Source organism: Streptomyces sp. NPDC041122, from assembly GCF_055592445.1.
In genome coordinates, this window is sequence record NZ_JBVIYQ010000006.1 from 487,302 (window position 1) to 511,030 (window position 23,729).

The window sequence follows — 23,729 nt, forward strand, 5'->3', positions numbered from 1 at the left end:
CTGCCCCGGCGGGCCCTCCGTGGCCCGACCCGGCGTGGAGTCCTGCCGCCGGACGACAGAACCGAACCTTGGAGCACCACATGCCAGCGAGCGACCGCTACCTCCACCGCGCCCCCTGCGACGTCCCCTACTTCAGCGCCGACGGCGACACGTACCTGGCGCAGACCCAGCTGCGCGACCTGCAGAAGACCCGGCCCCTGCGCGTCCTCTCGGAGGAGGACTTCGCCCACTGGCAGACGTACGGCTACGTCGTCGTGAAGGAGGCGATACCCGCCGGCGCGGCGAAGGACCTGCTCGACTTCGCCTGGGAGTTCCAGGGCCTGGACCGCGGCCGCCCGGAGACCTGGTACGAGGAGCGCGAGTTCCGCTCCGACCTCGACCGTGAGCTGCACGTCTACGGCTTCGTCGAGGCCTACCACCACCAGCTGATCTGGGACAGCCGGCAGGCCCAGCGGGTCTACGACGCGTTCGTCGACGTATGGGACTGCGAAGAGCTCTGGGTGACGCTCGACCGGCTCAACCTCAACCCGCCCAACGTCAAGAACCGCTCCCGTTCCCTGATCGCGCCCACGGAACGCGGATTCGACATCAACCTGCACTGGGACGTCGACACCACGCTCGGCGTGCTGCCCCAGCGCGTCCAGGGGATCATCGCCCTGGACGACACCCGCGAGGACCACGGCGGCTTCCAGTGCTGCCCCGAGCTCTTCCGCCGCTTCGACCGGTGGAAGGCGCTCCAGCCCGACGACCGCGACCCCATCCGCCCCGCCATCGACCGGGACGACATGCCCGTCGTACGGCCGGAGCTGCGCGCCGGTGACCTGCTGATCTGGAACGGCCTGCTCGCGCACGGCGTCGCCCCCAACACCTCCGAGAACGGCGTCCGCGCGGTCCAGTACCTCTCGATGATGCCCGCGCTGGAGAGCCACGAGGAGCTGCGCCGCTCCCGCGTCGACTCCTGGCGCGACCTGAGCACGCCCGACTGGAACGCCACCCTGCTCGGCGACGCGCACAAGCCCGAGTCGCTCCGCTACGGCACCGCCGCGCTGAACGACCTCGGCGCCAAGCTGCTCGGCCTCAAGTCCTGGAACGAGGAAGCCGCATGCGCCGCATCTGCCTGACGCTGCCCACCAACCGGGCCTGCCCGGACACCATCGCGGCGATCGGCGAGGAAGCCGCCTACGCCGCCGGGCACTTCGACGTCGAGGCCCACCTGCTGATCCTCGACTCCTCCGACCCCGCCACGTTCGCCGCGCACGCCCGGGCCGTACAGGCGCTGCCCGACGTGCCGCGCGTCGTCGTGCACCACCTGGACGAGGCCGCGCAGCGCGCCTTCCTGCGCCGGGTGATCGCCGCCGCCCAGGTCGCCAAGCCGGAGCTGATGCTGGAGCTGATGCTCCCGGACGGCCTCTCCTACGGCGCCTGCACCAACCGCGCCTTCCTCATCGGCGCGGCCCTCGGCTGCGAGTCCGTCCACCGCAGGGACTCCGACAGCTGCTACCAGAGCGTCGACGGCGAGCCCGTCTTCCCCGTCCACCACGAACTCGCCTCGCTCGGCAGGACCGCGGCCGACGCCGCCCCCGGCGTCACCGAGAACACCCTCGAACCGCGCCACGCGCACAAGCGGGTGGCTATGGTCGGCAGCTCCTTCGTGGGGGAACTCTCCGTCGACATCGGCGAGATCCGCCGGCTCGACCCGGACGTGTACCACGATGTCGTCAGCCTCTGGGCGCCCGACGACTGGTCCGAGAGCCAGAAGCGCGACCTCGTCGAGGACTCCTTCCGGGGCGCGGGCACGGAGCCCTTCGCCGGCGACCACGCGACGCTCGGCCTGGTCGACCCGATGCGCGTCGACATGTGCAACATCAGCTTCCACGGCGTGCAGGAGAGCGTGCCGCTGCCGCCCGCGACCGACACCATCGGCAGCGACTACTTCCTCATCCACCTGGTCCACGACGCCGCGCTCCCCGGCGTCCTGCACAACCGCAACATCGTCAACTACTACACCGCGGAGCGCAGGACCGACGCCGGCTTCCTCGCGTACCAGACGCGCTTCGTGAAGTTCTTCCTGTCGATGCTCTACTTCAACCACATCTACGACCGGATGACCGCGGCCGGCGAAGCTCTGCTGGACGGACAGGGGCAGGTGCGCTCCGGCGTCATCGCCGGGTTCGCCCGCGAGAGCGCCCTGCTCGACCAGGCCGGGAACCACCGCCGACTGGACCGGATCGACACCGCCTACCGCACGCTCGGCGGCCGGTACGCCGACTTCGCCGACCACCTCGCCGCCCGGCGCGAGCGCCTGCTCGACGAGGCGCGCCGCGACATCGAAGACTTCGCCCTGCTCACCGAGGCGTGGCAGCCCCTGGTGCGCGCGAGCAAGGACACGGGACCCACCCTGACGGCGGGACACCCGGCGTGAGCGCGACGACGATCGACGAGAGAGAACAGCGCCGTCGCACCCCGGCGCCCTGGCAGGACGGCGCCCGCCTCCTGGACGCGCTGGCCGCGGCCCCCGAGGACCGGATCATCTTCGACCTCCCCGGCATCGAGGAGGCCTACGCGGCACTGCTCCGCGAACTCCCGGGCGTGGCCGTCCGGTTCGCCATGAAGGCCTGCCCCGTCGACGAGATCCTCACCCTGCTGGCCCGACGCGGCTGCGGCGTCGACGCGGCCGGACCCACCGAGGTGGAACAGGCGCTGCGGGCCGGCGTGCCGATCGAGCGGATGCACTACGGCAACACCGTCAAGTCCGACCGGAACATCGCCGACGCGTTCCGGATCGGCATCAGGGACTTCGCCACCGACAGCCTGGAGGACGTGCGCGCCATCGCCGCGCACGCCCCGGGCAGCCGGGTGTTCTGCCGGCTCGCGACCACCGGCGAGGGCGCGCTCTGGGGGCTCAGCAACAAGTACGGCTGCTCGCCCGAGGACGCCGTCGCGATCCTGGAGACCGCCCGCGAGCTGGGCCTGACACCCGCCGGTCTCTCCGTGCACGTCGGCTCCCAGCAGATGACCGCCGACGCCTGGCAGGGCGCCGTGGACCGCATCGCCGACGTGCTGACCGAGCTCGCGGCGCGCGGGATCTCCCTGGACCACGTCAACCTCGGCGGCGGCCTGCCCGCCCGCGGCTACCACGACAAGCACGGCAGGCCCCTCGATCCGCCGATGGACAAGATCTTCACCGTGATCCGCGAGGGCATGGCCCGCCTCGGCGGCATCCCCGGGCACCGGCTCGGCTTCGTCGTGGAACCGGGACGTCACCTCGTCGCTGACCACGGCGCGATCCGCGCCCACGTCTCCCGGCTCTCCGCACGCGGCCGCCCCGACGGCGAACGCCGGCACTGGCTCTACCTCAGCTGCGGCAAGTTCAATGGCCTCTACGAAATGGACCAGTTGCAGTACCGCCTGGTCTTCCCCACCCACGCCGGCGCCCCGTCCGTGCCCGCCGTCGTCGCCGGACCCACCTGCGACAGCGACGACGCGTACTCCCACGAGGGCGGCCTGGTCCGGGTGCCCGCCGGGCTCGCCTCCGGCGATCCGGTCTGGGTGCTCTCCTGCGGGGCCTACGCGACCAGTTACATGACACAGGGCTTCAACGGCTTCGGGCCCCTGCCGTACGTCTGCGTCGACGACCGGGGCGAGGACGCATGACCGAGGAGATACGGGTGCGCCCCATCGCCGTGGGGGACTGGGACGCCATCACGGCCCTGGAGTCCCGCGCCTACGGCCCGCTCGGCCTGTCGGAGGGGCGGACCGCGCTGGAGTCCCGCGCACAAGCCTCCCCGGATACGTGCTTCGCGCTGGACGTGGGGCGGCAGTTGGCCGGCTATCTGCTGGCCCTGCCGTATCCGGAGAGCGAGTACCCCGAGCTGCGCGGCACCGAACGGGGGCCGGTCCGCCCCACCGGCAACCTGCACCTGCACGACATCGTCGTCGCGGAACACCTGCGCCACCGCGGCCTCGCGCGGCACCTGCTGCGCCGCCTCACGGCGACGGCCCGCTCGCTCGGGTACGACCGGATCTCCCTGATCGCGGTCGGCGGCAGCGAGACGTTCTGGGCGGGCCGCGGCTTCGTCGCCCGGGCCGGGGGTCCGCCGCCGGCCGGGTACGGCCCGACGGCGGTCTACATGGCGCGGGCGATCCCCGCGGAGCTGCGGGCCCAAGGCGGGACAGAACCATCGACGGACACCGAGAAGTGGACTGATACGAGTGCTCAGGTTGCGTGATCCCTTCCACCGGAGCCAGTTGGCGATCGCGGCGCTGTTCTGCTCGCTCGGCTTCCAGTACGCCACCTGGGCGTCGCGGATCCCGGCCATCAAGGCGGACCTCGACCTGAGCGACGCGGAGGTCGGCGTGCTCCTGATGGCCGCGGGCATCGGCGCGGCCGTGTCGTTCCCGGTGGTCGCGGTGCTGATGCGGCGCCTCGGCTCGCAGCGCCTCGCGCTCCTGTCGGCGCTCTGCCTCGCCCTGCTGCTCCTGGCCCTGGCCGGGGCGCCCAACTACCCGGTCGCGCTGCTCGTCATGTGCGTCGACGGCGTCCTCGTCGGCTGTCTGAACGTCGCCATGAACGCCCAGGGCGCCGAGCTGGAGAGCCGGTACGAACGCAACGCCATGGCCCGCCTGCACGCCACGTTCAGCGGTGGTTCCCTGCTCGCCGCACTGCTTGCCTCCGGAATGAACGCGGTGACGTCGGCGGTCGCCGTGCACTTCGGCGCGGCTGCGGCGTTCCTGCTCCTGCTCGTCGCGTACGCGCGGACGGGGCTGCTCGCCGAGAAGGCGGACCCCGCGGACGAGACGGGCAAGGCGGGAGAGGAGCAGCAGGCGGCCGGGCCGGCGAAGAGCAAGTGGACCGTGCCGTCCGCCATGACGCTGTGGATGTGCGTCGCGATGGCCTTCGGCACGGTGACCGAGGGCGCCATGAACGACTGGTCCGCTCTCTATCTCAAGGACGTCGCCGACGCCTCCGCCGAGCTCGCGCCCCTCGGCATCGCCGTGGTCTCGGGGATGATGGTCGTCGCCCGCCTCTTCGCCGACGGCTGGCGCAGCCGCTGGGGCGACGGCCGGATCGTGCTGTCCGGGAGCGTGCTGGCGGGGGCGGGCCTGGCGCTCGCCCTGCTCAGCGGGGGTCTGGTGCCGGCGCTGCTCGGCTTCGCCTGTGTCGGCCTCGGCATCGCGGCCGTCACCCCGTGCGTCTATGTGGCCGCGGCCGGACAGGGCTCGGACTCCCTCACCCTGGTCGCCGCCATGGGCACCACGGGTCTGCTGGCCGGACCGCCGCTCATCGGCTTCATCGCCCACGCGAGCAGCCTCGTGTGGGGGCTCGCCGCTGTCGCCGCGTCGGCGCTCGTCGTCTCGGCGTGCAGCACGCGGATCCGGTGGCCCGTGACGACGAGCGGCTGAGCGTGCGCGCGGACTCCCGCGCCCCGTCCCATCCGGTGGCCGGTACCGTCCCACCCGCCCCACCTGCGCTGCTGCAACTCGTACTTACTCGAGGGTAGGCGCACCCGACCCCCTTGTTATACATTCCGTCTAACAAGGGGGTCGCGGCCTGCCGTGCGACGCGGCGCCGTGCCCGCTGCCTGGACGTCTGAAGCCAAGGGAGCCGCGACATGGCAAGCAGCACTGTTCGGCCGAGCACACAGGGCAGTTCACCGGAAGGCGACGTCGCCCGGCGGCTGTTGGACTCGGCCGCCGTGCTGGCGTACGACCCGGCCACCGAGGTCGACTGGGAGACACCGCTGGACCGGGAGTACCACGGCGCGAGCCCCGAGTGGTGCACGCTCTACGGCACCGCCTACTGGCAGGAGCTGACCGAGGCGCAGCGCAAGGAGCTGACCCGGCAGGAGGCCGCGTCGGTGGCCAGCACGGGCATCTGGTTCGAGATGATCCTGCAGCAGATGGTGCTGCGCGACGTCTACGCCAAGGACCCGACCAGCGCCGAGGTGCAGTGGGCCCTCACGGAGATCGCCGAGGAGTGCCGCCACTCCATCATGTTCGCCCGGGGCGCCGAGAAGCTCGGCGCACCCGCCTACCGGCCGCGCCGGTGGGCCGTCGAACTGGGCAGGGCGTTCAAGTCGGTGGCCTTCGGCGAGGCCGCGTACGCCGCGATCCTGGTGGCCGAAGAGGTCCTCGACGTGATGCAGCGCGACTGGATGCGGGACGAGCGGGTCGTGCCGTTCGTGCGCACCATCAACAACATCCATGTCGTCGAGGAGTCCCGGCACATGAAGTTCGCCCGCGACCAGACGCGCAAGCAGCTCGCGGGCGCCGGGCGGGCGCGGCGCCAGATCAACGCCCTCGTCATCGCCATCGCCTCGTACGTCATCGTCACCAGCATGGTGAACCGCAAGGTGTACGCGAACGCCGGCCTCGACGAGGAGCGCGCGCTGGCCGAGGCGAAGGCCAACGAGCACCACAAGTCCATGATGCGGTCCAGCTGTTCGGGGCTCATGGAGTTCCTCGCCTCGTGCGGACTGCTCACCAAGCCGGCCCTGGCGTTCTACAAGCGCGCCCACCTCATCTGAGCCGATCCGAGCGAGCTGAGCCGACGAACATGACCTACGCCATCACGCAGACCTGTTGCAGCGACGCCACGTGCGTCGCCGTGTGCCCGGTCAACTGCATCCACCCCACGCCGCAGGAGCGGGCGTTCGGCAGCACCGAGATGCTGCACATCGACCCGAAGACGTGCATCGCCTGCGGCGCCTGCGCGGACGCCTGCCCCGTCGACGCGATCTTCCCGGTGGACAGCCTGCCGGCCGGGCAGAAGGAGTACGCCGCCCTCAACGCGGCCTACTACGAGGGTGATCCGGCTGCGGCGGACGCCGCCCGCGCGTCCGAGCCACAGGCCGGATCCGCCCGGCAGGGGCCGAACTTCCACGCCTGGGGCGAGCCGTCCTTCCCCCGCGTCCTGCCCGCGGACTTCGCCCCGCTGAAGGTCGCCGTCGTCGGCACGGGACCCGCCGGGATGTACGCCGTGCAGGACCTGCTGCTGCACACCAGCGCCGAGGTGACGCTGATCGACCGGCTGCCGGTGGCGGGCGGCCTGGTCCGCTACGGCGTGGCGCCCGACCACCCGGCGACCAAGAAGGTCGGTGACACGTTCGCGCGCTTCCACGGACATCCGAGGGTGCGGATGCACCTCGGCCTCGACGTGGGCACCGACGTCACCCCGGAGGAGATCGCCGCCCACCACGACGCGGTGATCTACGCGGTCGGCGCATCGGCCGCCCGGCGCCTGGCGATACCGGGGGAGGAGCTGCCCGGCAGCACCTCCGCGAGCGCGTTCGTCGCCTGGTACAACGCCCACCCGGACGCGGCGGCGGACGGCGTCGACCTGTCGGCCGAGCGCGCCGTCGTCGTCGGCAACGGCAACGTTGCCCTCGACGTGGCCAGGATCCTGCTCGCCGACACCAGCGCCCTCGCCCGCACCGACATCGCCGACCACGCGCTGCGGGCCCTGCGCGACAGCGCGGTGCGCGAGGTGGTCCTGCTCGCCCGGCGCGGCCCCGAGGACGCCGCGTACACCCGCTCCGAGCTGCTGGCCCTGAAGCATCTGCCGGGTGTGGAGCTCATGGTGGACGACCACGACCCGCGCGTCGCACGAGCCATCGACGCCGCGGGCGCCGACGACAAGGCGGCGGTCCTGCGCGGCGTCCCGCGCTCCCGGCCGGAGTGGGAGCAGCCGCCGGCGCCCGGCCGCAGGATCGTGCTGCGCTTCTTCTGCGAACCCGCCGAACTCCTCGGCACGGAACGGGTGGAGGCGGTCCGGGTGACCGCGGGCACGGGGCAGCGGACGGTGGCGGCGGGCCTCGTGCTGCGTGCGATCGGCTACCGCGGGGTGCCCGTCGCCGGGCTGCCCTTCGACGAGGCGCACGGCACCGTGCCCCACGAGGGCGGCCGTGTCAGCGGGCAGCCGGGCACCTATGTCGTGGGCTGGATCAAGCGCGGCCCCACCGGTGGCATCGGCGCCAACCGCACCTGCGCCGCGGAGACGGTCTCCACCCTGCTCGCCGACGCGGTCGCGGGTGCGCTCCCGGCGCCGCGGTACGCCCCGAAGGCGTTCCACCGGCTGGCCCGCCGCCGCAACCGTCAAGTGGTCGACGCGCGCGGCCTGGCCGCCATCGAACGGGCCGAGGCCGCACGAGGACAGGGAACGGGACGCCCGCGGGTCAAACTGGCCACGGTGGACGAGCTGGTCGCGACGGCGAGGGCGGGCCGCGGCGGCCTGCTGCGCTGACGGCCGCCCTGCGCCCCTGCGGGATCCGCTCGGACGGGGCACGCCCCCGCCGCTGTTCGTACGGCCGGCGTATGCCGGGCAGGGGGCACCGCGGGCGCATGGCCGTGCAGGTCCGGCCGCGCCGGCTCACCCCGTGCGGCGCGGCCGACCCGCCTCAACTACGGCCTCGGTGCGCGGGAGTTCACCAAGGCAGTGGGAGCATGGAAGGCGTTCCTTTCCATCTCTACCCCGAGTACACCGCGCACACCGATCGGAGTGCGGAGCACCCCACGCGCACCGCCCCGCACCCCGCCCCGGGCAACAGCCGGACCCGGTGGGAACAGCGGAAGGCCCGGCCTCCCTGAGGAGACCGGGCCTTCCTTCGCGAGCGCTGGGCAGGCCTTGCACCTGCATCTCCCCACAGGAAGTGGGGCGCCTTTCCTTGGACCACCAACGCCGGGCCCGGCGCCGTCGTTCCGGCGGCGAGCACAAGATCGACTTTAACCCATGACCCGCGCCGGGGCCAACTCGGCGGAGTGCGCCCGTCCGGGGCGCCGGCCGACCTACGATCGCCTGCATGCTGCTGCGCCGGAAGATGCGGACGTTCCTGGCCCTCGTCGTGGTGCTCGCCGCCGCGCTGCTCTGGACCCCGGGGGGTGGCGCGTGGGCGGCGCAGGCCGACGACGACGGGCCCGCCACAGGCCGCCAACTCCTCTTCTTCAACCATGCGTACGGCGTCCTCGACCGCGAGACCGCCGACGCCATCGAGCACTCCGCCTATCTGCGGGACTTCGCCAACTTCCAGGTCCGCACCACGACCGGTTCCGACGGCCAGACCTGGACCGGCCGCTACCTGATGGGCCGCGAGACCTACGTCGAGCTGTTCGGCGTCGGTGATCTGGCGGGCAGGGACAACGAGTTCGGCGCCGGCGGCATGGGTCTCTCGGTCGAGCGCGCGGGCGATCTCGCCACGGTGCGCGAGCGGCTCGTCGGCCTCGGCGTCACCCCGGCCGACTTCACGCAGACCCGTGACTTCGGTGACGGCGTCCCGGTGCCGTGGTTCGACGGCTTCTTCGCCATCGCCGCCGACGCGTACGACTCCTTCGGCGCCTGGACGATGGAGTACCGGCCGGAGTACTTCGCCGACCCGCGCTCCAAGACGGAGCCGGCCGCCCACCCCGGTGACGTCGGACGAGAGCGGTACCTCAACGACGACTACCGCGACCACCGGATGCGCGACGTGACGTCCATCCGGCTCGCCACCACCGCTCGTGACGTCGCGAGCACCGTGCCGGTGCTCCGGGCGGGCGGATTCACGGTCCGCACCCAGCCGGACGGCAGCGCCGTCGCCCTGCGCGGCGGCACCACGATCCGCCTCGACGCGACGTCCCGCGCGGACGCGGGCCTGCGCGAGATCACCTTCGCGCTCAACAAGAGCGTGAAGCAGCGGCACATGGAGCGGATCGGCCGGTCGACGCTCACGGTCGGCCCGGGCGCCCGCGCCGTGTGGAGGTTCGCCGGGGCGCAGTAGGGCGGCAGGCACGGGGAGCAGAGGTCCGTAGGCTCCAACAGCTCTCGAGTACGCGGTGGTTGTCCGGGGCCAACCCCGGGCAACCGCCGGGCGTCGAACGGCCGTACGGCAATGAATCCCTGGTGAACAGCGGGCGCGGGAGTGCAACGGCGGCTCGCGCAGGCGGTCTGGAACGGGTGAGGGGGCACACCGCCACCGACGGCACCCGAGGTGCCGGCCGCACCACCGGACCACCAGGAGAACCCCGCATGTTCGCTCGACCCTTACGCAATGACCGCCTTCGCCCGCTCGGTGTCGCCGCCGTACTGGGCTGCTCCGCGGTGCTCGCCGGTCTCACCGGCGCCCCGTCGGCGACGGCCGCCGCCCCGGCCGCCACCGTGGAGCCGGTATCCGGTTCCCGGCTGGAGTACCGGGCCGCCCCCGGCCAGGTCAACCAGCTGACGGTCAAGACCCGTTACCGCTCCGTCGGGGAGAACGAGGGCGTGTACGACGTCACCCTCGACGACCGCGTCGCCATCACCACCCCCGAGGGCTCCGGGTGCGGCCACCCGGACGCGGCCGACCCCACCCGCGTCCTGTGCACCATCGCCGACCCCGGTGACCGGGCCTCCGACCTGATCACGCTCGGCGCGTACGTCGGGGACAAGGACGACAGCGTCACCGTGGCCGCGGGGAACAGCGCCTACCTGCAGTTCCACGGCGAAGCCGGCGACGACACCCTCAAGGGCGACCTCAGCACCACCCTGTACGGGGAGGACGGCGCCGACCACCTCGACACGAGCGGCGGCGTGTACAGCGAGGGCTCCTTCGGGGGGCCGGGCAACGACACGCTCACCCACTGCGTCTCCGACTGCGACGGCGGCCCCGGCAACGACACCCTGCGCGCCACGTCCGACGCCGTCGACCACACCCTGACCGGCGGCGACGGCGACGACACCGTGTACGGCGGCGCCCACGGGGAGAAGATCCTCGGCGGCCGCGGCAACGACAAGCTGTACGGCGCCGCGGGCGACGACGTCATCTACGGCAACAGCGGCGACGACCTGCTGCACGGCGGCCCGGGCAACGACACCCTCTCCGGCGGGCCGGGCCGCAACAAGGTGTACCAGGACTAGGGCCTTCCGCAACGAAGGGCCACAAGGCGGCGGGGCGGCCCGGACCGCCCCGCCGCCGGACGTCAGTCGCGCCCGTCGAGCAGGGCGGCCATCCACTCCTCGATGCCGTCGACGGTGCGCGGCAGGGCGCCCGACATCAGCCGGGCGCCCTGCGACGTCACGACGAGGTCGTCCTCGATACGGACGCCGATGCCGCGCAACTCGGCGGGCAGCGTCTCGTCGTCCGGCTGGAGATAGAGGCCGGGCTCCACGGTGAGGACCTGTCCCTCCGCCAGGACGCCGTCCAGGTACGTCTCGGCCCGCGCCTTCGCGCAGTCGTGGACGTCGAGCCCGAGCATGTGGCCGCTGCCGCACAGGGTGTAGCGGCGGTGCAGGTCGCCCCGCGCGTCCTTGAGCACCCCCCAGTCCGCGAGCCCCTCCGCGATCACCCGCATCGCGGCCCGGTGGAAGTCCCGGAAGCGGGCGCCGGGCCGCAGCGCCGCGATACCCGCCTCCTGGGCGGCGAGCACCAGCTCGTACACCTGACGCTGGACGGGGGAGAAGCGGCCGGAGAGCGGCAGGGTGCGGGTGATGTCGGCGGTGTAGAGGGTGTCCGTCTCCACTCCCGCGTCCAGGAGCAGGAGTTCGTCGGGGTTCAGCCGGCCGTCGTTGCGTATCCAGTGCAGTACGCAGGCGTGCGCTCCGGAGGCAGCGATGGTCTCGTAGCCGGTGCCGTTGCCCTCGGCGCGGGCGCGCAGGCCGAACGTCCCCTCGATCCAGCGCTCGCCACGCGGGTGCGCGAGCGCCCGCGGCAGGGCCCGCACCACGTCCTCGAAGCCGGCGGCGGTGTGGTCGACGGCGAGCTGCAGCTGGTCCACCTCCCAGGCGTCCTTGACCAACCGCAACTCGGACAGCGCCGAGGCCAGTTCGGGGTCGGACGCGGCGTTGCGGCCCGTCGGCGAGCCCAGGTCCGCCAGGTGGGCGCAGCGGATGCCGGTGAGCCGCTCCGCCTCGGCGAGGTCGGGACGGCGGCCGACCCAGAACTCGCCGTGCCGCCGGTCCCGGTAGAACTCCTCGTCGCCCGCGCCGCGCGGGGAGCGCGGCCGCAGATGGAGCACGGCCTCGTGCCCGTGCGGCCCCGACGGTTCGAGGACCAGCACTCCGCCCGCCTGGTCCTCGCCGGTCAGCCCGGTCAGCCACGCGTACCCGCTGTGCGGGCGGAAGCGGTGGTCGCAGTCGTTGGACCGGACCGTGAGATCCCCCGCCGGGATGATCAGCCGCTCGCCGGGGAAGCGGGCGGAGAGCCGGGCCCGGCGCACCGAGGTGAGGGCGTACGCGGCGACCCGGGCGGAGTCCGGCAGCGGGGACGGCGCCCATGAGACGGCCATGAAGCGGGACAACTCCGGGGAGGCGGCCGGGTCATGACTGCCGGTGTGGAGCGTCGGGGCGGCGGGACGGGTGCCTGATGCGGTCACGAGAACTCCCTGGGGAAGAACGCGAACGGAGGCCCGAAGGCCGGTCAGTAAAATGTCACATTACTATGGCGCGGCTTCCGTGGCAGGCGACGGTCGGCGTCAATTGCCCTGACCCGCGCAGAAGTTGAGACTGCCCTGGGCCGCCCCCGCCGGGCCCGCGACCTCAGACGGTGCTGAGGGGATGGGCCGCCGTGGCCGAGCGCGGGGGCCAGGCGCGCGGGGCCAGGATGCCGAGGACGTAGGCGCGCGCCACGAGCGCGGGCCGAGTCGCGGCGCCCAGGAGCTGCCGCAGCCGGCTGAGGTGGTAGTCGACCGTCTGCCGGGACAGCCGCAGCGACGTGGCGATGTCGCTGTTGGTACTGCCCTCCGCGAGGAGGGAGAGGATGCGGATCTGCGCGGCCGTGAGCGACGGATGGGCGTCGTGGGCGAGGCTCTGGTGGGTGACGACAGCCCAGACGTGCCGCGCCCGCGCGGCGGAGTGGCCGACCGTCGTCAGATGGAGCTGGGCGCGGCGCAGGCGTCCCTCGGCATCGACGAGCACGGTCGAGGTCTCCACGCGCCTGGTGCGGCGGGCTATCAGCCCGTGCCATCTGCGGTGCAGCCGGCCGAGCTCCGGGTCGGGGGCGAGCAGGGTGTGGGCGCGGCGGCCCACCAGGTCGGGCAGGCTGAGCCGGAACAGTTCGGCGGCCGCCGTACTCGCCTCGACCACCCGCCCGTTGGCGGAGAGCAACGCGCACGGCAGACCGCTGTGGTCGCGCAACGCCTGGAGGTGCTCCTCGGCCTCCTGGCGCTGGACCAGGGTGCGCAGGTGGTCCGTGATGTCCACGTAGATCCCGGCGACGCAGGTCTGCGCCATCTCCCGTACGGGGAAGCGGTGCCCGACCGCCTGGCCCGCGCTGCCGTCCGGGCGCCGGTAGCCGAGGGTGTGCCGCACCGGTGTGCCCAGGGTGAGGATCTCCTGGTCCAGCGCGCGGAAGCGGGCCGCCTCGGCGGGGGCGTCGAAGTCCTCGATGCGCTTGCCGGCGAGCTCCGCGGGGGTGGTGCCGTAGAGGTGCGCGTAGGCGTGGTTGGCCCACAGGTAGCGGCCCTCCCGGTCCCGTATGAAGGCGGCGGCCGGGGCCAGGTCGACGAGGTCGGCGAACGCGGCGTAGCGGCGCGGGACTTCGGGGTGGGCGTCGACCTCCACGGCGAGGCCGCGGGTACGGCTGCGGGCGCCGTCCTCCTCCGGCGGCCAGCTCACGTCGAACGTGCGGCCGTCGAACCGGGCCTGCCAGCGGGCCTCCTGTGGCGGATGACCCGAGGACGCGCGCTCCTCGTGCATCCGGTCCAGGAAACGCTGGGCCGTACCGGTGTCGGCGAAGGCGCCGCCCCCTCTCTCCAGCACCTGCCACGGCTCGTCGACCTCCCACCAGAACACGGGAAGGTGCTCGAGCAGCGCCTTGAGGCTGGAATCGTCCACAGCGGTCTCTCCGTCCGTAATGCGGCTGACTGACGTGCCGTCACCTCGCCGTGCGTGCCCCGCGTCCCCGGCGGTCCAACACGGCGTGCGACTCAGGCATTTGCCTGAACGGCGGGCGCCCCCGGTGGCGCCGAGGGCGCCTGCCGCCTGGTCCCCTTGAGTGTGCGGGTGAACACGCCCCGCTACATACCCCCGGTGATCCCCCACGCTCTACGCGCGTCACCGGCCCCGCAGGACAACACGCACCAACCGGATGAATGGAGACGAACTTCAGTGAGCAAGGTGCTGTTAGTGCATGCCAAGGGTGGTCCGCCGCTCGGTCACGTCCTGTCCCGGACGGCCGCGAGGGCGGAAGTGCACCTGCTGGCGCTCAGCGCTCTGCCTCCTTCCGTGGCAGGCGCCGCACGGAGACTGTGCGCCTCGGTGGTGACGCCCACCGAAGCGCAGCGCTCCGACCTCGTGTCCCTGATCGTCGCGCAGGCCGGGGCCGTGGGGGCGGACGCGGTGCTCACCTTCTCCGAGTACGCGGTCGTGGCCGTCGCCGAAGCGTGCGAGAAGCTCGGCCTCGCCGGGGCGGGCGCCGCCGCCGCGCTCGCCAGGGACAAGCGGCTGATGCGCCGCACCTGGCACGAACACGGCCTGCCGCAGCCCGAGTTCCGCCCCGTCGCCACCGAGGACGACCTGCGCGAGGCGGCCGGGCACCTGCCCTTCCCGCTGCTCCTGAAGGCGGCCTGGAGCGCGGGATCCACCGCGCACCAGATCATCCGCTCCCCGCACGAGGTGTCCGCCGCCTGGCGCCGCTCGCGGGAAGTGATGGACGAGTCCGCCCAGTTGGGGTACGCCGAGCTGCACGTCGCTCAGGCGAACGCGGACTTCGTGGTCGAGCAGATCGTGACCGGCACCGCGGGGGACTGGTTCGACGAGCCGGGCTGGGGCGACTACGTCAGCGTCGAGGGCGTCGTGGCCGACGGTGTCTTCCACCCGGTCTGCCTCAGCGGCCGGATGCCCACCGTCGAGCCGTTCACCGAACGCGCGGGCATCACCCCCGCCCTGCTGGCGTCCCAGGACGCCCAGGACCGGATCGTCGCCCTGGCGCGGCAGTCCGTCGACGCCCTCGGCCTGCGCGACTGCGGGACCCACACCGAGATCAAGCTCGGGGCGGACGGCGAGATGTGGCTGATCGAGACGGCCGCCCGGTTCGGCGGCGCGATGACGGTGCCGCAGATCGAGGAGGTCTTCGGGCTCGACCTGATCGGCATGCTCGTCGACCACCTCCTCGGCCGTCCGGTGGCGTGGCCCGCGCAGGCGCTCACCCCCGGGCAGGCGCGCGGCGCGGCGGGCTCGCTCGTCGTCCTCGCCGTCGACGGCAAGGGCGAGGCATGGCGGGACCGCAGGGTCTGGGACGCCGCGGTCGCGGCCGGCGTGCCGCTCAGCCGGGGCAGCGAGCTGTCGGTGGTCGCGGAGAGCTCGCTGCCCGACGGCGGCGTCGTGCCCGTCTACGACCCCGCCGCCGGCGCCAACACCATGGCCGCCCTGTGCCTGCTCTCCGCCGCCGACCCGCGGACCGTGCTCCGCGACTTCGCGACCCTGATCGACGTCCTGCCCCACGTCCTGCCCGCCGTACGTCCCGAGGAGGCTTCCCGATGACCGCCCAACTGTTCGCAGGCGCCGCCGAACCTGCCACGGACCGCACGGTCGTCGGCGAGAACCTCTCCCTGCCGCTCTTCCGCACCCTCTCCGGGGTCCTGGCCGGGCACCCGTACCTCAAGGTCGTGGTCGACCGCGCCGAGAACATCTGGCACCTGCTCGACACGGCCGCGCACCCCTTCCACGTCAACTACATCGCCACCCACGTCCTCGGCATGGACCTCGCCCGCCTGGACGCGGACCTCGACGCGTTCAACGCCTCCGTGTACATGGACCCCGGGCGGCGCTTCCTGCTCGGCGTGCTCTCGCTGCACACCGAACAGGACGCGGAAGGACGCGAGCGCACCTTCCTCGTCCTGGAGACGACCGAGGCCGACACCATGCACGGCGAACTCCTCGCGTTCTTCTACGACTTCGTACGGGAGCGGGTCGACGGCAGGCTGCCCCTCCTGCTCAAGCCCGCCAACCACGGCCAGGAGGAGGAGCTGGCGGCCATCAGCGAACTGCGCGTGCCGCGCATCCTGAGCCACGAACTCTTCGGCTCCCGCACCCGTACGCCGCTCAACCCCGGCGAGGCCACCGGCCGGCTGCGCTTCTTCCGCACGGACGAGGAGTACGCCCGTGCGGAGGCGGGCCTCGGCTGGGCCGACATCGTGGCGATGCCGTGCCTGCCGGACGACGTGCCCCGGGTGGCCGGATTCCTCAACACCGCGCCGATCACCCCGCTGTCGCACACCAACGTCCTCGCCTCCGGCTGGGGCATCCCCAACGCCATCGTGTGCGACCTGGAGCAGCTCGTCGAGCGGGACGGCCTCGACGGCGCCTGGGTCCGCTACCGGGTGCGCGAGGACGAGATATCCCTGGACCGTCTCGACGACGAACCGGAGCTGCGGGTGCCGGCCTGGCACCAGCAGCGCATCCGGCTGGAACCTCCGCTGCTCGAGGACGTGCCGGTCCTGTCCCTGCACCGGCTGCGCAGCGCCGACCGGGACCGCTACGGCACCAAGGCCGCCAACCTCGGCGAGCTGCACCACGTCCTCGACAGCCGCACCGCCGACCTGATCGCCTTCTACGGCCGGCCCCGGCCGCCGCGCGAGGACCTCTACGGCCACCTCGCGGCGCGCTTCGGCCTGCCGGCGCCCTCGGCCGGCGAACTGCGTTCCACGGCAGCGGACTTCGTGGCCGCGACGGTCGGCGCGCCGGAGGGCGTGGCGTTGCCCTTCGCGCTCCAGCAGCACTTCCTCGCCTCCTCGCCCGCCCTCCAACAGGGCATCGGCAAGCTGAAGATGGCCCTCGAACTGGACGCCACCGACGTCCTGGACTCGCTCTGCCTGCAATTGCAGCAGCTGATCCGGCAGACCCCCGTGCCCGAGACCGTCGTACGGCAGATCTGCCAGGCCTTTCCCGAGTCCGTGGCCTCGCGCGGACGCCTGGTGGTGCGCTCCTCGTCCAACGCCGAGGACCTGCCGGGCTTCTCCGCCGCGGGCGTCTACGACTCCGTGACCACCGTCCACGGCACCGGTGAACTCCTGGACGCCGTACGGCAGGTGTGGGCCTCGATGGTGTCGCCCCGGAGCGTGCGCCTGCGCCACCAGGTCGGCATCTCCCTGGACGACACCTACATGGGCGTGATCATCCAGGAGTACGTGCCCGCCTCCCTCGGCGGCGTCCTGGTGACCTGCAACCCGACGCGCCGCGAGGACTTCCGCAACGTCTACCTCAACTGCTCCCCGGGCTCGCCCGAGCAGGTGGTCGACGGCTCGGTGCTCCCGCAGCAGTATCTCTACAACACCGTGGAGGGCGGCGGCAGGACCGTCGCCCTCGGCTCCTGGGGCGAGGCGCTCTCCGCAGGCACCCGCGCCCGGCTCGCGGACCTGTCCCTGACCGGACGGCTCCTGCAGTCGCACTTCAGCGGGTCGCACTTCGGCGGCGGCGACGTGGACAAGCCGCTCGACATCGAGTGGCTGATGACCGAGCGGGGCGACTTCCGGCTGGTCCAGATCCGCCCGTACGCGCTGTGAGCCCGCGTCTATGGCGGACGGCGACCGACGGGGGAACGGGCCCCGGCAAGGGCCGGGCCGCCGGCCTCACCGACACCGCCCGCCGGATCATCCGGCTCAACTACGGCTTCCAGCTGCTGTTCAACCTGCTGTGGTGGATGCCGGTCTTCTACGCCTACCAGAAGACCGCCGGGCTCTCGGACACGCAGATCTTCGGCATCCAGAGCATCTACTACGTGGCGTTCTGCCTGTTCGAGATCCCGACCGGGCTGATCGCCGACCGGATCGGCCCCCGCAACTGCCTGCGGGCCGGCGCGGTGGTCATGACGGCGGCGAACCTGGCTCCGGTCTTCAGCGCCTCGTACACCGGCTTCCTCGTCCACTTCCTCGCCATCGCCGCGGGGCGCTCCCTCACCTCGGGGGCGGCCAGCGCCTATCTGTACGACGGGTTGCGGGCGGAGCGGGCCGACGAGCACTATCTGCGGGCCGAGGGCACCGCCCGGGCCCTGGGGCTCGCGGCCAAGGTGGTGTGCTGGCCGCTGGTGGGGCCGTTGATGGCGGTCGCCCACGCGGCGCCGTACGTGCTGAGCGCCGCCAGCGCGGCGGGTTCCCTCGTGTGCGCGGTCGCGCTGCCCCGGCTCGCCGGGGAGGCCGGCGCGGGCCGGGCGGCCGACCGGTCCGGTGGCGGGCGCAGGGGCGGCGCGTTCCTGCGGGACGCGGGCTCCGCGCTGCGCTGCGTCGCCGCCTCGCCGTGGCTGGCCCTGGTGATGGTGCAGGGCGTCGCGGTCTTCACGCTGTCGCGGATCTGCCAGGTCAACCTCTTCCAGCCGATCCTGCTCGACCACGGCATCGCGGAGGCCTCGCACGGCGGGGTGCTGGCCGCGATGACGGTGGCGGAGGCGGTCGCCTCGGCACGGCCCCAGTGGCTGAGCCGGCGCCTGACGCCGGTCGCCTGGGTCTCGGTCCTCAGCCTCGCGCTCGCCGGCACCCTCGCGGCGATGACGCTCGGCGGCCCCTGGGTCGTGGTGGGGCTGCTCTGCCTCTTCGCCGCGGCGACCGGCTTCGCGTACCCGGTGCAGCGCAAGCTCGTGAACGACGCGGTGCCGCCGGACGCCCCGCGCGCCACCCTGCTCTCGGTGGAGAGCATCGTGGACCGCGCGGTGTGCGCCCTGGCCGCGGTCGCCGTGGGTGCCTATCTCTCCGCCGGGCAGCTGGACGCCCTGCTGTGGCACAGCGCGCTGGCCACGGCGGTGCTCCTCGGCGCCTTCCAACTGCTCCTGCGCAGCGGGGCCGTGCGGCGGGACCAGAAGGGGGCGGCCCCCGAGGCGCGACCGGCACCCGATCCGGCCGGCCGCACCACCTGAGGCAGGTCGCGCCGCTCTTCTGACTCCGGTCAGCCGGAGCGGCGGCCGAGGAGTTCGATGAGCCCCACCGGCAGATACGCGGGCCGGTGGGGCCGCGCCACCTGGTACGGCACATAACCGAGCGAGCCGGCGACCTCGACCTCCTCGGCCGTCTCCGCCTGGTAGACGACGCGGCAGCGACCCGCGTCCGCCTTCGCGCGCTGCCAGAGGACGGGCGCCGGCTTGCGCTCCGCCTCGGTGCGCGGCGTGCGGATCCGGTCGCCGAAGTCCTCCCAGGCGAAGGGCGCGGACCCCTGCCAGGTGGCGTCGACCTCCTGCCTGAGCCGGGCGGCGCGCTCCGAGTCGGTCTTCCCCCAGGACGACGGCACGTTGGTGATCAGGCCGATCCGGATGTGGTGGGAGCGCAGGGTGCGCAGATAGGCGGCGGCGCCGGGCCGGTAGCCGGTGCTGCCGTCGTCGGCGGTGTGCACCAGCGTCTCGCCCAGGTCGAAGTAGACGACGGGGCAGCCGCGCGCGGAGTCACCGTGTGCGGGAGCGGCGGCGGCCGGAGCCGTACCGCACAGCACGGTCGACGCCAGGGCCGCGCCGAACGCGAGGCCCGTGCGGACCGGGGCCCTGGAAGCGGATCTCTTCATGGCGTCGCCGCCCTCTCGTCGGTGCGCCCCCCAGGGCGCACGAATGTCCGGTGCATGACATGCAGGCGCCGCAAGATATCCCATGCGGGGCCCTCGTGTCCGGCGGTTCTCCCGACAGCTCACGACCAGCGGAACCCCGCGGACGCCGCTCCGATAGCATGCTCAAACTCGCGGCCGATCGCCCCGATCGACCGTTCTTCACCGGAAGTACGCCCTCCGGCACAATGCGTAATTCACGTAGCTGACATCTCACACATCGGCCAAAAATTGAAATCCATAGCATCGCGGGTGTCGTCCCGAATAGACAACAGAAAGACGCTGTTCGCCGCGTGGCGACAGCCACGGGCGATTCTGTGGACCGTGGCGGCCGTCGTGGCCCTCGGGTTCCTCGTCGCGCTGGAGATCGCCGTCCGCCACTACGGCGTGGCCGGACCGCTCACCAACCAGGCGCGCGAGGTCATCTTCGCGCCGAAGTCGGGGCCGCTGCTGTACGCCAGCATGGCCCTGATGATGGTGGTGCTCACCTGGCGCGAGCGGTTCATCGCGGTCGGTGTCGCCGTCGGCATCGATGTCGTCTTCTTTGTGGTGCGGTGGATCGTCGGGGCCGACATGATGTTCGGCAACGGCGCGTTGTGGGTGCTCCTCGGCTACGGGGTCATCGCGCTCACGCGCCGCACCGGCGCCGAGCGCGTGCTGCTGCTGAAGGGCGTCGGCCTCGGTCTGCTGCTGGTGGCCGGCCGCAAGACCGGTGACGCCTGGCTGCTCATCACGTGGAAGACCCGCCCGACGGTGCTCGACCAGTACGTGGCGACCGCCGACCATGCGCTGGGCAACCCGTCGTGGGTGGTGGGCCGCATGGTCGAGGCCACGGGCACGGTCGGCACGCACGTCCTCGAGTGGGTCTACATCCAACTCGCGGTCGCCGCCGTCGCGGTCGCCCTGTACCAGCTGCGCCATGTGGCGGCCGAACGCCGCTTCCCCGGGCACCATCTGGTGCGCACGTTCCTCGTCATCGGGCTGCTCGGCCCCGCGATCTACATGATCTTCCCGGTGGTCGGCCCGGTCTTCGCGTACGGACCCGGCGCCTCCGGAACCGGTGGGGTGCAGTGGGCGGTGGCCGACCTGTGGCCCCACACGCCGCCCTCGCTCACGGCGCCGAGCCAGATGACGTACGACGACCTGACCCCGCGCAACTGCATGCCCAGTCTGCACACGGCCTGGGCCACCACCATCTTCATCCACTCCCGCAAGGGACCGCGGGCGCTGCGGGCGGCGGGCGCGTTCTGGCTCGTCGCCACGCTCGGCGCGACCCTCGGCTTCGGGTACCACTACGGCGCGGACATCATCGCCGGCGTGGTCTTCGCCGTCACGATCGACGCGGCGCTGCGCTCGCACGACCGCGGCTGGGACCGGTCGGGCGTCTGGCTGGTCGCCTACGGAGCGGCGGTCTTCACCGCGCTCCTGGTGTCCTACCGCTTCGCCCCGATGGAGATGGCGAGGCACCCGTGGCTGTTCGGGCCGCTGCTCGTCCTGGCGATGGTCTCCGTCGTCCACACCTACATGCGGACGACCCGGCTGTGGGAGCCGAAGATCGCTCCCGCCCAGAAGCTGGAGCCGCAGCCCGAGATGGTCTGAGCCGGGCGGGCGGCCCCGGCTGCTGCACGGTGGCGGGCACCAGGGTGACGTCGTGGGCCTCGTAGTGCCGGCCGTGATGGTTCACCGGTTCCCCGGACCAGAAGCACCTGAGCAGTCCCAGCCCTCGTCCAGCCGCTCCGCGAGGACCCGCGGCTCGGCGGTGTCGCCGAAGCTGCGGTACTCGTCCGTGCGGCCGCGGTGAGCAGCATCCAGGGGTCGCCGAACGGCCGCCCCTGGTGCTTGCGGTGCAGGACGTGGTCCCACACGAAGAGCTCGTCCCCGCCGGCCTCTTCGGCGGCCGACGCCAGGGTCGCGACGTCACGGGGTCGGCGAAGTCACCGAAGCCCGGGAGCTGACGGAGAAGCGCGTGTCGGCAACGTGCGCATCCGGCCGCGGCGGGGCAACCCGAGAAAGAACGCCCGCGTCACCTCTCGGAGGCGTCGGCCAGGGAGCCGATCTGCCGCAGGGACATCCCCAGCTCGTCGTGGAGGAAGCGCACGACCGTCCAGTGCGGCAGCGCCGCGTCGTCGTACGGCCCGAACGCCGCCGTGTACAGCGGAATCCACCGCAGTGCCTCCTCCGCAGCCGTCGCGCGCCCCGGCGCCTGCTGGTAGGCGTCGTAGGACACGCTGCGGTGGTGGATGAAGTGGCCGCCGGGCAGCCGCTGTTCGCAGAGTTCGCGGTACTCGCGGGTCTGCAGGATGAGGTAGTGCCAGATCTCGTCGATGTCCTGTTCGACGGGGAGGAAGAGCCCGCCGAGCCGGTCGGGGTGGCGGGAGACCAGATAGAGGTAGCGCAGACATTCGCGGACCTGGTGTGTGACGTACGGGACGTCGGGGGCGTCGGACTTCGCCGCGAAGTGCCGGACGACCTCCTCGTGGAGGGCGGAGCCGAGCAGCTCCTCGGCGGTGGGCGCCGGGGCCGGGGCCGTGGCGTACGGGGCGGGCGTGGACGGGTGGGACGTGGTGGGCATGCGCGGTCCTGTCGTGGTCGTCGCTAGGGCGTGGTCAGCCAGGCGTACTTGCCGGAGCGGCCGATCGGCACATGGGCGCGGTGCTCCACACGGCAGGCCCTGCCGGTCAGCGCCCCCACTGAGGCCGCAAGCCCGGTCTCCTCGGCGGGCGTGAGGGGTTCGCCGTCGAAGGTCGTGCACCACAGCACGCACGCCTCGTCGCCGGTCAGCCGCAGCTGGTGCAGGAAGACCCGCGGCGCGACGGCGGTGACGCGCGCGTCGAGATCGGCCTGGGCGACCGGGCCGCCGGGCGTGCGGAGCAGTTCCTTCTCGCGGCCGCAGAACGAGACGATCCGCGCCGGATCGGCGCTGCCGTCGGCAGTGCGCACACAGTCGCCGGACCGGTAGCGGACCAGCGGCATGTACGGGTTGCGGACGCTGGTGACGATGAGGCTGTGGATGCCGCTGCCCGGCTCGACCGGGATCAACTCCACGCTCATGTCGTGCAGATACGGGTGGTAGCGGCCACCTCCGTCTCCGCTCCCGTCGGCGTCCCCGTAGAAGAGGTAGCCGAGTTCGGTGCTGCCGAAGAGGTCGACGATGGGGCAGTCGAAGTGGGAGCGCAGATACGCGCGGACGTTCAGCGGCGTGTACTCGTAGGCGTGGATGATGCCGGCCGGCCGGGGGAAGCGGTCCCACAGGCCCCAGGCGTCGACCCTGCGGACCAGATGCGCCAGGTGGTAACCGGAGCAGTCCAGGAGATAGCCGCCGCGCGGATGCGCCGCGCTCACCTCCGCGATCTCGTCGAGCATCCGCTCGACCTCGGCGCGGTCCCAGTCGGCCGGATCCAGGACGCGGTTGAGGTACAGCGTCCGTTCGTCGAGCCAGCGCTCGCCCGACGTCCGTCCGGGATTGCGGGCGTTGACGCGGGCGACGTGCTCGGTGGCCAGCACGGTGGTCAACGAGACGCGCCGGGCACCGTCGTGCCAGAGCGCGCCCAGCGCGGGATGCTCGCTCCACAGGCGGTAGTACGAGCGGAGCAGGAAGTACGGCGGACGGATGATCTGCATGCGGGCGTGGTTGGTCCCGGTGGACAGGACGAACTCGGCCTCGCCCGTCTCCAGGGCGCAGGCCAGCTCCGGCGTCATCCAGTTGGCGGGGAAGTCCCGGGCGATCTCCGGCTTCTCCAGGATCGGGAAATCGCCGCGCTCGACGGACGGGCGGTAGAGGGGGATGTCCCGGACGCGGTCCAGGACGTCGGCGCTCGGCAGGCGGTTCAAGAGGGCTCCGGTGCGAGGCGGGGACAGGGGGTAGGAGGTAGGGACGAGGGGGGCCGGGAGTGAGGGGAAGGGGCGGCGGCCGCAGCCGGTGACGACGCGGCCACCGCCCCTGCCGGTCGGCGGATCAGGAACTCCGCGGCCAACCGCCCCTACCGGGCGGCCGATCCGGCGATCCGCGGCCGACCGCCCCTTCCGTCAGCGGGTCAGGAGATGCAGCCGGTCTTGCCGGTGGCGCTGATGCAGCCGCTCTTCGGCGTCGCGCTGATACAGCCCTCCTTCGCGCCGGCCGCGCCCTGGGCCGAGTTGGCGGCGACCCACTTCTGCCACACGGACTCCTCGGTCATGCGCTTGATGAGCTGTTCCACGGTGAAACCTCCATGATCGGTCGGCAGGTCGTGCCGAGTGCGGGACCACCGGGAGCCGAGCGTTCGGTGCT

19 protein-coding genes are annotated in these 23,729 nt (G+C 72.5%); 13 read left to right on the forward strand and 6 right to left on the reverse strand.

From position 1 onward, the window contains the following. The first annotated feature begins 80 nt into the window (after positions 1 to 80). The 9 genes from ACZ6B8_RS24080 (at position 81) to ACZ6B8_RS24120 (ending at position 10,867) form a co-directional block, all read left to right on the forward strand. Positions 81 to 1,121, forward strand: coding sequence for a phytanoyl-CoA dioxygenase family protein (locus ACZ6B8_RS24080; RefSeq protein WP_471608551.1), 1,041 nt, complete (start codon positions 81 to 83; stop codon positions 1,119 to 1,121). After that, the gene (locus ACZ6B8_RS24085) at positions 1,103 to 2,422 is read left to right on the forward strand and encodes a DUF6271 family protein (protein WP_471608552.1); all 1,320 of its coding nucleotides are present in this window, start codon (positions 1,103 to 1,105) and stop codon (positions 2,420 to 2,422) included. The genes ACZ6B8_RS24080 and ACZ6B8_RS24085 overlap by 19 nt, the downstream gene beginning before the upstream one ends. Before the next feature lie 11 nt (positions 2,423 to 2,433). Further along, positions 2,434 to 3,654, forward strand: a complete 1,221-nt coding sequence (locus ACZ6B8_RS24090; protein WP_471082634.1) for a type III PLP-dependent enzyme — start codon at positions 2,434 to 2,436, stop codon at positions 3,652 to 3,654. Continuing rightward, on the forward strand, positions 3,651 to 4,229 hold the full coding sequence (locus tag ACZ6B8_RS24095) for a GNAT family N-acetyltransferase (RefSeq protein ID WP_471608553.1): 579 nt from the start codon (positions 3,651 to 3,653) through the stop codon (positions 4,227 to 4,229). Before ACZ6B8_RS24090 ends, ACZ6B8_RS24095 begins: the two co-directional genes overlap by 4 nt. Next, positions 4,213 to 5,403 carry an MFS transporter gene (locus ACZ6B8_RS24100; RefSeq protein WP_471081565.1) on the forward strand — a complete coding sequence of 397 codons (1,191 nt, stop codon included), beginning with the start codon at positions 4,213 to 4,215 and terminating at the stop codon, positions 5,401 to 5,403. Before ACZ6B8_RS24095 ends, ACZ6B8_RS24100 begins: the two co-directional genes overlap by 17 nt. A gap of 209 nt (positions 5,404 to 5,612) precedes the next feature. Beyond that, the gene (locus ACZ6B8_RS24105) at positions 5,613 to 6,527 is read left to right on the forward strand and encodes an AurF N-oxygenase family protein (protein WP_471081562.1); all 915 of its coding nucleotides are present in this window, start codon (positions 5,613 to 5,615) and stop codon (positions 6,525 to 6,527) included. A gap of 29 nt (positions 6,528 to 6,556) precedes the next feature. Continuing rightward, positions 6,557 to 8,242, forward strand: coding sequence for an FAD-dependent oxidoreductase (locus ACZ6B8_RS24110; protein WP_471608554.1), 1,686 nt, complete (start codon positions 6,557 to 6,559; stop codon positions 8,240 to 8,242). A 556-nt stretch (positions 8,243 to 8,798) separates the two neighbouring features. Next, positions 8,799 to 9,752 carry a DUF5829 family protein gene (locus ACZ6B8_RS24115; RefSeq protein ID WP_471608555.1) on the forward strand — a complete coding sequence of 318 codons (954 nt, stop codon included), beginning with the start codon at positions 8,799 to 8,801 and terminating at the stop codon, positions 9,750 to 9,752. Positions 9,753 to 10,000: 248 nt separating this feature from the next. Next, positions 10,001 to 10,867: a calcium-binding protein gene (locus tag ACZ6B8_RS24120; RefSeq protein WP_471608556.1), complete on the forward strand. Its 867-nt coding sequence runs from the start codon at positions 10,001 to 10,003 to the stop codon at positions 10,865 to 10,867. Between the two features lie 62 nt (positions 10,868 to 10,929). Here ACZ6B8_RS24120 and ACZ6B8_RS24125 read toward each other — a convergent pair whose 3' ends face one another. Both ACZ6B8_RS24125 and ACZ6B8_RS24130 read right to left on the reverse strand, forming a co-directional pair. Then, the gene (locus ACZ6B8_RS24125; RefSeq protein WP_471608557.1) at positions 10,930 to 12,321 is read right to left on the reverse strand and encodes an aminopeptidase P family protein; all 1,392 of its coding nucleotides are present in this window, start codon (positions 12,319 to 12,321) and stop codon (positions 10,930 to 10,932) included. A 163-nt stretch (positions 12,322 to 12,484) separates the two neighbouring features. After that, positions 12,485 to 13,780, reverse strand: a complete 1,296-nt coding sequence (locus tag ACZ6B8_RS24130; protein ID WP_471081547.1) for a PAS domain S-box protein — start codon at positions 13,778 to 13,780, stop codon at positions 12,485 to 12,487. A 426-nt stretch (positions 13,781 to 14,206) separates the two neighbouring features. Between ACZ6B8_RS24130 and ACZ6B8_RS24135 the strand changes: the two genes are divergently transcribed. From ACZ6B8_RS24135 to ACZ6B8_RS24145, 3 genes are read left to right on the forward strand one after another with little or no spacing between them, the layout of a single operon-like run. Continuing rightward, positions 14,207 to 15,427 carry an ATP-grasp domain-containing protein gene (locus tag ACZ6B8_RS24135; protein WP_471608558.1) on the forward strand — a complete coding sequence of 407 codons (1,221 nt, stop codon included), beginning with the start codon at positions 14,207 to 14,209 and terminating at the stop codon, positions 15,425 to 15,427. Further along, a complete protein-coding gene (locus tag ACZ6B8_RS24140; RefSeq protein ID WP_471608559.1) occupies positions 15,424 to 17,448 on the forward strand; it encodes a PEP/pyruvate-binding domain-containing protein in 2,025 nt (674 codons plus the stop codon). The genes ACZ6B8_RS24135 and ACZ6B8_RS24140 overlap by 4 nt, the downstream gene beginning before the upstream one ends. Then, the gene (locus ACZ6B8_RS24145) at positions 17,445 to 18,791 is read left to right on the forward strand and encodes an MFS transporter (protein WP_471608560.1); all 1,347 of its coding nucleotides are present in this window, start codon (positions 17,445 to 17,447) and stop codon (positions 18,789 to 18,791) included. Before ACZ6B8_RS24140 ends, ACZ6B8_RS24145 begins: the two co-directional genes overlap by 4 nt. 29 nt (positions 18,792 to 18,820) lie before the next feature. Here the strand turns inward: ACZ6B8_RS24145 and ACZ6B8_RS24150 are convergent, their stop codons facing one another. Further along, entirely contained in the window at positions 18,821 to 19,426 is a 606-nt protein-coding gene (locus ACZ6B8_RS24150) for an HAD family hydrolase (RefSeq protein ID WP_471608561.1), read from the reverse strand. Positions 19,427 to 19,714: 288 nt separating this feature from the next. Between ACZ6B8_RS24150 and ACZ6B8_RS24155 the strand changes: the two genes are divergently transcribed. Next, positions 19,715 to 21,061 carry a phosphatase PAP2 family protein gene (locus ACZ6B8_RS24155; protein WP_471081532.1) on the forward strand — a complete coding sequence of 449 codons (1,347 nt, stop codon included), beginning with the start codon at positions 19,715 to 19,717 and terminating at the stop codon, positions 21,059 to 21,061. 424 nt (positions 21,062 to 21,485) lie between these two features. Here ACZ6B8_RS24155 and ACZ6B8_RS24160 read toward each other — a convergent pair whose 3' ends face one another. From ACZ6B8_RS24160 to ACZ6B8_RS24170, 3 genes are all read right to left on the reverse strand, one after another. Beyond that, complete coding sequence (locus ACZ6B8_RS24160; protein ID WP_471081530.1) at positions 21,486 to 22,034, reverse strand: glycine-rich domain-containing protein; 549 nt, start codon at positions 22,032 to 22,034, stop codon at positions 21,486 to 21,488. 23 nt (positions 22,035 to 22,057) lie between these two features. Next, the gene (locus tag ACZ6B8_RS24165) at positions 22,058 to 23,293 is read right to left on the reverse strand and encodes a phenylacetate--CoA ligase family protein (protein ID WP_471608562.1); all 1,236 of its coding nucleotides are present in this window, start codon (positions 23,291 to 23,293) and stop codon (positions 22,058 to 22,060) included. Positions 23,294 to 23,496: 203 nt separating this feature from the next. Continuing rightward, entirely contained in the window at positions 23,497 to 23,658 is a 162-nt protein-coding gene (locus tag ACZ6B8_RS24170; protein WP_355819701.1) for a hypothetical protein, read from the reverse strand. Between the last annotated feature and the right edge of the window lie 71 nt (positions 23,659 to 23,729).